The organism is Olivibacter sp. LS-1, from assembly GCF_008245145.1.
GTDB lineage: Bacteria > Bacteroidota > Bacteroidia > Sphingobacteriales > Sphingobacteriaceae > Olivibacter > Olivibacter oleidegradans.
Genome location: NZ_CP041643.1, coordinates 2,421,490 through 2,432,842, shown reverse-complemented (window position 1 = coordinate 2,432,842; position 11,353 = coordinate 2,421,490). Strand labels below are relative to the sequence as shown.

Annotated in this window: 11 protein-coding genes; 7 read left to right on the top strand and 4 right to left on the bottom strand. The window is 40.8% G+C overall.

Annotated features, from left to right (window positions below; translation table 11 throughout):
• Positions 1-37 precede the first annotated feature (37 nt).
• The 3 genes from FKG96_RS09730 to FKG96_RS09720 all read left to right on the top strand — a co-directional run bounded on the left by FKG96_RS09730 (position 38) and on the right by FKG96_RS09720 (position 2,957).
• Positions 38-910, top strand: coding sequence for an N-acetylmuramoyl-L-alanine amidase (locus tag FKG96_RS09730; RefSeq protein WP_013665808.1), 873 nt, complete (start codon positions 38-40; stop codon positions 908-910).
• Positions 910-1,794 (top strand): N-acetylmuramoyl-L-alanine amidase, encoded by an 885-nt coding sequence (locus FKG96_RS09725; RefSeq protein WP_013665807.1) that lies wholly within the window; start codon positions 910-912, stop codon positions 1,792-1,794. Before FKG96_RS09730 ends, FKG96_RS09725 begins: the two co-directional genes overlap by 1 nt.
• Before the next feature lie 191 nt (positions 1,795-1,985).
• Positions 1,986-2,957 (top strand): MlaD family protein, encoded by a 972-nt coding sequence (locus FKG96_RS09720; RefSeq protein ID WP_013665806.1) that lies wholly within the window; start codon positions 1,986-1,988, stop codon positions 2,955-2,957.
• 3 nt (positions 2,958-2,960) lie between these two features.
• Here the strand turns inward: FKG96_RS09720 and FKG96_RS09715 are convergent, their stop codons facing one another.
• From FKG96_RS09715 to FKG96_RS09700, 4 genes are all read right to left on the bottom strand, one after another.
• Positions 2,961-3,872 carry a ribonuclease Z gene (locus FKG96_RS09715; RefSeq protein WP_149105397.1) on the bottom strand — a complete coding sequence of 304 codons (912 nt, stop codon included), beginning with the start codon at positions 3,870-3,872 and terminating at the stop codon, positions 2,961-2,963.
• On the bottom strand, positions 3,869-4,258 hold the full coding sequence (locus FKG96_RS09710) for an STAS domain-containing protein (RefSeq protein ID WP_013665804.1): 390 nt from the start codon (positions 4,256-4,258) through the stop codon (positions 3,869-3,871). The genes FKG96_RS09715 and FKG96_RS09710 overlap by 4 nt, the downstream gene beginning before the upstream one ends.
• An 11-nt stretch (positions 4,259-4,269) precedes the next feature.
• The gene (locus FKG96_RS09705) at positions 4,270-5,226 is read right to left on the bottom strand and encodes a phosphoribosylaminoimidazolesuccinocarboxamide synthase (RefSeq protein ID WP_149105396.1); all 957 of its coding nucleotides are present in this window, start codon (positions 5,224-5,226) and stop codon (positions 4,270-4,272) included.
• Between the two features lie 187 nt (positions 5,227-5,413).
• Complete coding sequence (locus FKG96_RS09700) at positions 5,414-6,376, bottom strand: PhoH family protein (RefSeq protein WP_013665802.1); 963 nt, start codon at positions 6,374-6,376, stop codon at positions 5,414-5,416.
• A gap of 263 nt (positions 6,377-6,639) precedes the next feature.
• On the opposite strand from FKG96_RS09700, the gene FKG96_RS09695 reads away from it, so the two are divergent.
• The 4 genes from FKG96_RS09695 (at position 6,640) to FKG96_RS09680 (ending at position 11,336) form a co-directional block, all read left to right on the top strand.
• Entirely contained in the window at positions 6,640-7,428 is a 789-nt protein-coding gene (locus FKG96_RS09695; protein WP_130857036.1) for an S-adenosyl-l-methionine hydroxide adenosyltransferase family protein, read from the top strand.
• A gap of 79 nt (positions 7,429-7,507) precedes the next feature.
• Positions 7,508-8,020: a hypothetical protein gene (locus FKG96_RS09690; protein WP_013665800.1), complete on the top strand. Its 513-nt coding sequence runs from the start codon at positions 7,508-7,510 to the stop codon at positions 8,018-8,020.
• 76 nt (positions 8,021-8,096) lie between these two features.
• Positions 8,097-9,929 carry an ABC transporter ATP-binding protein gene (locus FKG96_RS09685; protein ID WP_130857034.1) on the top strand — a complete coding sequence of 611 codons (1,833 nt, stop codon included), beginning with the start codon at positions 8,097-8,099 and terminating at the stop codon, positions 9,927-9,929.
• A gap of 18 nt (positions 9,930-9,947) precedes the next feature.
• Positions 9,948-11,336, top strand: coding sequence for an MBL fold metallo-hydrolase (locus tag FKG96_RS09680; protein ID WP_149105395.1), 1,389 nt, complete (start codon positions 9,948-9,950; stop codon positions 11,334-11,336).
• Positions 11,337-11,353 lie beyond the last annotated feature (17 nt).

Genomic DNA, 11,353 nt, shown 5'->3' with positions numbered 1-11,353 from the left:
ATAGCATTATATATTTTAAACAAGATTACGGATTTGGATGATTACGTTTGTAACAAGATTTGCGGCAACCATTTGTTTAATACTCTCATTACACATACCAACGCAAAGTTCGACAAATAAGTATGATAACACCTATAAAATAAAAACAATTGTCATTGATGCCGGTCATGGAGGGAGGGATGGAAACACACATGGTTCCTTTTCAAAGGAAAAGGATATCACCTTAGCCGTTGCCCTGAAATTGGGAAAAGCGATAGAAAAAGAGATTGAGGGTGTAAAGGTCGTTTATACCCGAACGGATGATAGTTTTATAGAATTATATGAACGCATCGGTATTGCCAATCGTAATAAGGCGGACCTTTTTATTTCACTTCATTGTAATTCCATGCCACATACCAGCAGACGAGTGGTTTCCCGATATGTTAGAAATAAGCGGGGCAGACGTGTACCGGTATATAAGACGATTAGTTCGCAAAACACTTCCGTGAGCGGTGTAGAAACCTTTGTTTCCGGTTACGGACGATTGGACGAACAGGATGTTGCCATGCGGGAGAATGCCTCCATGTTATTGGAGGAAAACTACCAGGAAAACTACGACGGATTTGACCCAAAAGATCCTGAAAGTTATATTATATTTTCCTTAATGAAAAATCAGTACCGAGATTTGAGTATAAAACTGGCAACTTTCATTCAAAATGAGTACATTAAGGCCGGGCGATTGGATCGCGGTGTTAAGGAGCAAAGTTTGGCAGTGCTTGCCCGTGCAGGAATGCCTGCGGTTTTAACGGAAATGGGCTTTATAAGTAATCCGGAAGAAGAACACTATATGAATTCGGCTGAAGGGCAAGCCGAAATTGTCGAAAACCTAGTTAACGCAATAAAAAACTATAAAAAACAGATTGAAAACTAATGTATAGAAAGCTATTATCCATTATCCTTTTCACATTTTTTATCGTCTTCAACGTGCGGTCTGCTGAATTTTATCTTGGCGACCTACAGCAAAACACGGAAAATCAAGATTTTCGGATCAAGACCATTGTCATTGATGCGGGTCATGGAGCACACGATATAGGCGCACGAGGCAGAACCTCGGTGGAAAAGGATATTGCACTCCAGATTGCGCTAAAACTAGGACGTTCCATTCAAAGCGAGCTAAAAGATGTGAAAGTGATCTATACCCGTACTTCGGACGTTTTTATCCCTCTCTATGAGCGAATCGGATTAGCCAATGAGAAAAAGGCCGACTTGTTCATTTCCATTCATTGCAATTCCATGCCTTCGATTAAAAAACGAATCGTGACGGGTTATCGTAGAAGGAACGGTAAAAGGGTGCCTATCTACAAAACCGTGAGCACTCCCAATACCACTACCCGCGGGACGGAAACCTTTGTATCGGGATCCGGTCGATTGGCTGAGCAAGACGCCGCAATTCGTGAAAATGCATCTATGTTGTTGGAAGAAAACTATCAGGAAAATTATGACGGCTTCGACCCGAAGGATCCGGAGAGCTATATTATTTTTTCACTTATGAAGAATGCTTATCGGGATCAAAGTATTAAATTAGCTTCATTTATCGAAGGAGAATATGTGAAATCAGGTAGGGGCAGCAGAGGCGTAAAAGAATTAAGCTTGGCCGTTTTAGCAAGAGCTGGTATGCCGGCGGTCTTAACCGAAGTAGGTTTTATCAGTAATCCGGATGAAGAGCGCTATTTAAATTCTGCGCAAGGTCAATCGGAAATCGTAGCGAATTTACTAAATGCTATAAAAAGCTATAAGAGGCAGGCAGAAAACTAAACAAATTGGTAGGGATTGTTGTTCATGGTAGAGTGTGTACAATTTTCGTCGCTTTAAGCCTGGCCGGTTAAACATGATTGAGCGGCACGAAATATAAAACGAAAAAGACCATTACCCAATGAAAACTGCATGAGCTACCGTAAAAAATCAAAAGCTCATCTCAGCTTCATTGCCTTAAAAAGATTATTTGAATGAAAATATCTAACGAAACCAAAGTAGGCATTTTAGCTACCGTAGCCATTGCTGTATTAATTATTGGATACAGTTTTCTAAAAGGCAATGATGTTTTTACCAGTGAAAATAAATTTTATGCTTCCTATGACCGAGTAGACGGATTGAGCGTTTCCAAACCGGTTATGGTAAATGGATATCAAATCGGCCGGGTGTCAAAGATGAGTCTCCAACCCAACGGAGAGATCTTGACTGAATTTAAGATCAATCAAGATTACGCCATTCCGGCCAATACGATAGCTAGGATTGCCAGCACGGACCTTTTGGGAGGTAAAGCCATTGTGTTTGAACTCGGAGACAGTAAGGATTACGCCCAAGACGGGGATACGCTCCGGGCAAACATTCAGCGTAATATTTTGGAACAGGTGGAACCGGTACAAAAAAAGGCAGAGGCAGTGGTTGCCGTTTTGGATTCGGTATTGAGTTCGATAAACAACACAATAAATGCGGATTTCCAACGCAACTTTAACAGAAGCATTGCTAGTATCGCTAACACCTTGAATACGTTAGAACATACAACTGCACAAGTAGATGCGATCGTTGGCACGCAGCGTACCAAACTCTCGAATATTTTAAGCAATGTGGAATCCATCTCCGCTAATTTTAAAAATAATGGAGAGCGCATAACTTCTATTCTAACGAATATGGAAAGTGTCACGGATCAAGTGGCTAAAGCAAATTTTCAACAAACTATCCAAAATGCAAATGCAGCAGTGGCTGATTTACAACATATTGTTGACAATATCAATAACGGCAAAGGATCCGTTGGTTTGCTGTTGAATGACGAGGAGCTTTACAACAATCTAAATAATGCATCCAAAAATCTGGATTGTTTGATGATTGACCTGCGGGAGCATCCCAGTAGGTATGTTCATTTTTCTGTGTTCGGAAAAAAGGACAAAGACGGTAAGGAAGAATCAAAAAAGAAATAAGGGCTAAATTTCAAAAGTTTCACCTTCTATAGCCAATTCTGTATTGGAAAATACGGTACGGCTTTCATCTAAAAGCGGTTGTAAATCTTTATACCTTGCGGAAAAATGTCCAATAACCAGCTTTCGTGCACCTACGGCTTTTGCAATTTCTGCGGCCTGTAAGGCGGTAGTATGAAAGGTCTCTACAGCTCTTTCTAACATATCATGCAAAAAGGTAGCTTCATGATATAAAAGATCAACTTTTTCGATATAAGGCCAATAGCTCTTTATATTCACCGTATCTGAACAGAATGCGTAACTACGCGGTACAGGAGCAGGCGTGGTAAGGTCTGCGGCGCGGTGAACCTTACCTTCATTATCGGTATAATCAATACCTCGTTTTAACAAGGGATAATAAGGAGTAGGGATGTTCAATGCGGCAATGGCGTCTTTGTTTATACGTGGAAGCCGCTGTTTTTCACGAAATAAAAATCCAGTGCAATTAATTCGATGACTCAGAGGAAAAGTCATCACTTCAAAATTCGCATCAGACAGAATCGTTTCCGCCGTATGCGGACTGGTCGTCTGAACAACGAGCTTGTATCGCAGAGAAGTCTCAGAATAATGAAGTTGGAGATCAATTATCTCTTTAAGCCCCTCCGGGCCGAAAACATGCAAATCTTCCTTTCTTCCATTTAAATGCATAGAAGATATCAAACCTACAAGCCCCAGATAATGATCCCCGTGTAGATGCGAAATAAAAATATACTTGATACGGTTGGCTTTGATCCCATATCGCTGGAGCTGCAATTGGGTACCTTCACCGCAATCGATTAAACTGACAATCTCGTTGCAGTTCAGAATCTGTGCCGTGTGATGGCGCCCAAACAGAGGTGTAGCTGAATTGCTTCCAAGAATTGTTACCTCAAATCTCATTCTTCATCGGTCGCCACTTGTCCCCTAAACTCTCTTTCCAATTCTTCCATAAAGATGAGATCTTCTGCTTCATTAGAAGAAGGCACCACATTTAGCACTTCTTTCAAGTTAGACAGTTCGATAAGCTGCATAATTTCCTTATTCGCGCAGCAGATTACAAAAACACCCCCCGCGGCATGACACAGCCTATGTGCTGTCAGCGCACAACGTAAGCCAGATGTATCAGCGCTTTTCGCATGGGTTAAATCCAACACAATATTCCGTTGTCCGTCAGTATTCAACAATACAAATTCCGACTTAATTTTAGGTGCCGTAACACCATCCAACACTTCCTCATGAGGGGTAATTACTACATAACGCTCATGTTTATCAATTGTAAACTTCATACCTATTGGTTTTATCCCCTTTCCAATAACCTGTCGAGGGCTTTATTAATATTATTTTCTACACGCTCTTCGATATGCTGTATCTCGTATCGAATAAATTTTTCACCGGTAATATGTTCGTACAATTCGATATACCGTTCGGATATCGATGCCACGAGTTCATCATCCATCATGGGAACAGATTGCCCTTCTTTCCCTTGAAAGCCATTTTCAATAAGCCACTTCCTTACAAATTCTTTCGAAAGTTGGCGTTGGGGCTTTCCTTCCTTCTGCAGCTCATCATAGCCTTCTTTATAAAAATACCGTGAGGAATCAGGTGTGTGGATTTCATCAATTAAAATGATTTGATCTCCGATTTTCCCGAATTCATATTTAGTGTCTACTAAAATCAGTCCTTGAGCAGCTGCAATTTCTGTGCCTCTTTCGAAAAGAGCGTAGGTATATTTCTCCAATTTCACGTAATCCTCCTCACTTACAATACCTTGCTTTAAAATTTCAGTCCGGGAAATATCTTCATCGTGCCCTACGGCCGCCTTGGTGGTTGGCGTAATAATTGGCTTCGGAAGTTTATCATTCTCTTTCAATCCTTCCGGCAATGATTCCCCGCAAACAGATCGTCTCCCCGCCGCATACTCACGCCAAGCATGCCCGGATAAATAACCACGAATAACCATCTCCACTTTAAAGGGTTCCGCGATTTTTCCAATGGTAACACTCGGATCCGGTACGTCAATTACCCAGTTCGGCAAAATATCCTCGGTGGCTTTCAGAAATTTAGCGGCAATCTGATTGAGCACTTGCCCTTTATACGGAATCGCTCTCGGTAATACAACGTCAAAGGCAGATATCCGATCGGATACTACCATGGCTAAATATTGATTATCTATTGTATAAACGTCTCTAACTTTCCCTTTGTAGAAAGCCGTTTGTTTTGGAAAAGTAAAATGAGTTTCCTTTATCGCATTCACTGTTATTCAATTAAAAAGTAAAAATTCAAAAGTAAAAAATCAAAACCCCGACGGGCAGACAAAAGTATCAAGACATAAGTATCAAGACTTCCCGTCTTGTGTCTTGTGTCTTAGGTTCTATGTATTTACAGCCTATAGCTTACAGCTCACAACCCGCAACTGGCAACTAACAACTGGCAACTCTGCCCTAAATATCTCCGTAAGCTTCCAGAATACGTTTCACCAGTTTATGCCTAACCACGTCTCCCCCACTCAAATGGATGATATCAATACCTTCTATATCATCTAAAAGCTTTAGGGCATTATGCAAACCCGACTGTTGCTTTTTTGGTAAATCGATTTGCGTCACATCGCCCGTTACGATGAATTTAGCCGTCGGGCCCATCCGGGTCAAGAACATTTTCAATTGCATTTCCGTTGTGTTTTGAGCTTCATCCAAAATCACAAAGCAATTGTCCAAGGTTCTTCCACGCATAAATGCCAATGGCGCAACTTCTATTGTTCGATTTTCCAAGTACATCTTGAGTTTTTCAGCGGGGATCATATCATCTAACGCATCGTAAAGCGGCCGCAAATAAGGATCCACCTTTTCTTTTAGATCGCCTGGCAAGAAGCCTAGATTTTCGCCGGCTTCAACGGCAGGACGTGTTAATATAATGCGCTTCACCTCTTTATTTCTCAACGCCCGCACTGCCAAGGCTACTGCGGTGTAGGTCTTTCCCGTTCCGGCAGGACCAATGGCAAAAAGGATGTCGTTTTTGAGGATACTATCTACCATTTTACGCTGATTGGCGGTCCGAGCTTTGACAACAATACCGTTGGGACCGAATACAATGGGTTCTCCTCCAAAAGGAGCAGCTGCTTTCTCTACGATACTCTCCTTCTCTACCACAGCCGGCGTCGCACCCAACACCGTCTCGATATCGTTGTAATTGATATGGTTATATTTTTCCAGATGTCCGATGATCGCTTCAAACTTATTTTTAAAGATATTAATCTCTTCCGGATCGCCAAGAACCTTCAGTTCAGTGCCACGAGCTATCAATTTCAATTTCGGAAAGTACTTGCGTATCAATTCAAAATGCTCGTTCTGGGGGCCCCATAACAATGCTGGATCCACCTGTTCCAATGTAATTCGTAATTCGTTCAAATTTTGCCTTATTTGTTTTTTATGCTTTTTCCTAAGCGCTCTTTCTTTTTATGCTAGCGGATAACTGCTTACCGGATTTTTTATATTTTTGGAAATATTCACAACTAAATATGAAAAATTCATGCTAGGTTTGCACCTTAAAATCCCTACGCAAGATTACTAATTATAGTGCATAAAAAAAAGTATTTGCATCAATAGTAATCGTACTAAAATACTCCCTTCCGGAGCAAAATGGGATTTTATCAGCGGACTGAGATTTAGATATGGGCATCATTACGTTAACCACAGATTTAGGACATAAAGACTTTTACCAAGCTGCACTAAAAGGGAGTATTATCAGTTTATACCCCACTGTCAGGTTGGTAGATGTGTCCCATGATATCGCTCCCTTCAATATACAACAAGCCGCCTTTGTTTTAAAAAATGCATACCGATATTTCCCAAAAGACACCGTTCACTTAATCGGTATTGACTCCGTCTTTAATAAAGATACACGATATTTAGCCGTCAAGTATAAAGGCCACTACTTTGTGGGGGCTGATAACGGTATATTTTCTTTGCTACTCGACGGTGATCCGGAGAAGGCCGTTGAACTTAATATCATGCAGGATTTAAAGTTTCTACATTTTCCTCTTACCGATATCTTCGCCAAAGCGGCAACCCATTTAGCCAAGGGCGGAACTATGGAAGACATCGGAGATCCTGTGAATTCGCTTGTCAAAAGAGTTATTATTCAACCCATTATAGACGGCGACACCATTAGAGGAAGTGTTATTTATGTCGATTCTTTTCAAAATGTTATTACCAATATCAGTAAAGAGCTTTTCAACCAAATACAGCAAAATCGGGATTTTGAGCTATTTTTTCGTCGCAATGAATCCATAAAACACTTAAGCTGGCATTATAACGAGGTACCGGAGGGTGAAAAATTATGTCTTTTTGGAATTAGCAATCATCTTGAAATCGCAATTAATAAAGGAAATGCTAGCGGCCTTCTCGGTCTACAGGTGGGAGACATTATTCGCATAGAGTTTAAGCCGGTAAGGCAATAGGCTTTACGTGATAAGCTAAAAGACATATAGATTAATCTGGTATGAGTTTATTCCGACTTCCTGATATACTTTAACGAAAATGAAATACAAATTAATCACAATTTTAGTATTTACGCTCAGCATGAACGATTGCTTTGCGTCCTTTCAAGAAGATAGCACAGCCTATGAAAGACAAAGGGCAAAGGTAAATCGATTATTGGATCAACGAAGCCAACGCTTTGGTGAATTTGATGCTAGCCTACGGGCCCGATCAGGCATTTTTGGATTGAAAACCAAGAAAGATATGCAAGCATCCATTGATATACTCAAAGAAATTGTAAAGACGGATAACAATATATTTAAAGAAACCAAAGCATTACTGGATTTCAAAGATATTGAAAAGCAAACAGTAGAAAATAAAGCATTGGAATCCGGCTCTCGCATTACCGGCTATATCAATACCATCAGTAAACTCCGGAAAAGCCAAGAACAGCTCCTGGAAGAAGTAAATGTTTTAAAAAGACAGAACAGTGTCTATCTCAATGTGCTCATCATTGCTTTTTTAGCACTGGCAACGGTATCATTTTTATTAGTTAAGCGAAAAAAAAATTGACTTTACAGTGATAGGCATGCCCTTTTATGTCACTACCTTTGCATGTTAAGTTATTTTAAAACCGATAATTCGATTAATGGCACGTGCTCGATTAAATAGTGGAAACGGAATTACCGATGAACTACCTAAAACAAAAATCAACAAAACATCACTCCGCAACGTAAAGAAACTTTTAAGATACCTTAGACCTTATCGTTTGAAGTTTATTCTGGGTTTGTTTTTTCTATTTTTGTCCAGCATCTCCTTGTTGGCATTCCCGGCGCTCATGGGCGGTATGGTAGATGCGGCTCAGGGAAAACAGGGTTTAGCCTTTATTCCTGCAAGTATTAAAGTGATCGGTCTTATTGCATTCGCCATTTTGTTCTTTCAATCTTTTGTGTCTTTCTTTCGTATCCGGCTCTTTGTAGAAGTTGCCGAAAAGACCTTGGCCGATATCAGGCGTGATACTTATTTTAATCTGATTACGCTTCCGATGGATTTTTTTGCCAATAGAAGAGTAGGCGAATTGAATAGTCGATTATCAGCTGATCTGTCACAGATACAGGATACCATGACCACCACCTTTGCAGAGATGATCCGACAAAGCATTCTCTTGGTTGGCGGCGTAAGCTTTTTATTTATTGTATCGGTCAAGCTCACCTTGCTCAACCTATCCATTTTACCTGTTATCGTCATCATCGCAGTTTTTTTCGGTAAATTTATCCGTAATTTATCACGGAAGGCACAAGACAAGCTGGCCGAATCGAACACCATCGTTCAAGAAACACTCCAGGGTATCAGCAATGTAAAAGCTTTTGTCAATGAGGCTTATGAAGCGAATCGTTATCAGAATTCGCTGAAAGCCGTTGTGCAATTAGCCCTACGAGGAGCAAGTTATCGCGGTTTATTTGCCTCCTTTATTCTTTTTTGTATTTTCGGTGCAGTCGTAAGTGTTATCTGGTATGGCTCTTCGCTCATCGCTACCGGCGAACTCTCGGTTGGAAACCTTACTACCTATATTATCTCTTCTTTATTTGTAGCAGGTTCTATGGGCAGCTTTCCTGAATTGTACGCCAATGTACAAAAAGCCGTAGGCAGCACAGAGCGCGTTATCGAATTGTTAGAAGAAAAGAGGGAAAACGTTTCTATAATTCCAGAGGAAAACGAGATAAAACAACGTATAAAAGGTGATCTCGCGTTTCACCATGTACAGTTCGCCTACCCCTCAAGAAGCGAAATTACGGTTCTAAAAGATATATCTTTCAGCGCCCATGCCGGTGAAAAAATAGCCATAGTGGGCCCAAGCGGTACCGGTAAATCTACGTTGGCATCACTTATCCTTGGATTTTACCAACCACAGGAAGGCGATATTTTGTTTGATGGAAAAAAAGCAGAAAGTTATCGGTTAACCGATATAAGAAATCAAGTAGCCATTGTACCACAAGATGTTTTGCTTTTTGGAGGATCTATACGTGAAAATATTGCCTATGGTAAGTTAGAGGCTGACGCAGAAGAAGTAATCGCCGCCGCCAAACGTGCTAATGCACACGATTTTATTATGGGTTTCCCGGAAGGTTATGATACCTTGGTGGGAGAAAGGGGTGTGAAGCTATCCGGTGGGCAGCGCCAGCGTATAGCCATTGCGCGGGCACTGTTGAAAGATCCCGCCATTCTTATATTGGATGAAGCCACTTCATCGCTCGATTCCGAATCAGAACGCTTAGTTCAGAACGCCTTGGAAGAACTGATGAAAAACCGTACCTCGATCATTATTGCGCACCGTCTTTCCACCATACGGGAAGCGAACAAGATTATTGTTATCGAAAAGGGCCGAGTAATTGAATGCGGTACGCACAGCGAACTTATTCAACGTGAAACAGGATTATATCGTTATCTTAGCCATCTTCAACAAGAAAAAGTGAACGGATAGTCTGAACTGCTAAAAAATATGAATTTAACGTTTTGGGGTGCGGCTCAACAAGTAACGGGAAGCATGCACCTCTTAGAAATAGAAGGTTATAAAATACTGATTGATTGCGGTTTGAATTACGAACCTTCTGTCAGTTTGGAAGATAACGAGCACTTTCCTTTCCATCCGTCCGAAATTGATGTCCTTATATTAACACATGCGCACATTGATCATTCGGGAAATATTCCTACACTTATCCGTTCGGGATTTCAAGGACAGATTCTAAGCACCTCTCCTACCGCAGCACTAAGCGAATTACTTATGCTGGACTCCGTAAATATCTTTCTTAAACAAGAAAAGAGAAAAGTAAAACGGGGAAAGAAAACGTTTACAAGGTATAATAAGCCGTTGTATTTACAAAAGCATGTAATGGATGCTGTCGAACGTTTTGTGACGATTCCTTTTCATAAACCGTTTCGAATAACAGGCAACATTACATTAACCCTGATTCCTGTGGGGCACCTATTGGGCGCGGCGGCGGCAATTCTAGAGATTGAGGAAAACGGGCAGACAAAGAAAATAGCTTTTTCAGGAGACTTGGGTCGAAAAAACTATCCCATATTGCCGGATCCCCAGCCTCTTCCGCCAGTTGATTATTTAGTGTGCGAGTCTACCTATGGCGGACGCCACCATACCGATCAGGATTTCACAGAAGTTTTAATCAATACAATAAAAGAGACCTGTATTAAAACACCCGGTAAATTGATTATACCCGCATTTAGTGTAGGTCGGACACAAGCATTGGTATACAGTCTTAATCGCATTTTTTCAGAAGGACTTTTACCTCCCGTACAGATCTTTGTGGATAGTCCGCTTGCCAATTATGCGACAGAAGTTTATCGAAAATACTACCACCTTTTAAATGAAGAGGCACAGCGTTTTTATGCAAGAGAAGGCGACCAATTCTCTTTTGAAAATCTAAAATATGTTGAAAACCTGGATGAAAGCAAGGATATCTCGAATTATTACGATCCTTGTATTATCGTTTCATCTGCGGGTATGCTGGAAGGAGGAAGAATACAGGATCACCTATACGAAAATATTCAAAATTTTTATTGTACTATCCTTTTTATAGGATACTGCGCCAAAGGGACCTTAGGACATCGCTTGCTTCGAGGTGATTCCATTGTAAAGATAAGAAGTCGGGAACTTTCCGTTTTTGCATCGATCAAACAAACAGATTGTTTAAGCGGACATGCGGATCATCATGATCTGGTGAATATGATTTCAGCACACGATAATCAGAGTTTGAAGAAGATTTTTTTGGTACACGGCGATTTGAGCAGTATGCAAGCACTGGAGGCGGATCTCGTTGGAAAAGGCTATCAGGTTGAGATACCGTCAAAAGGAGATTCCTTTGCACTTTAAGCATATCCAAGTAAAGT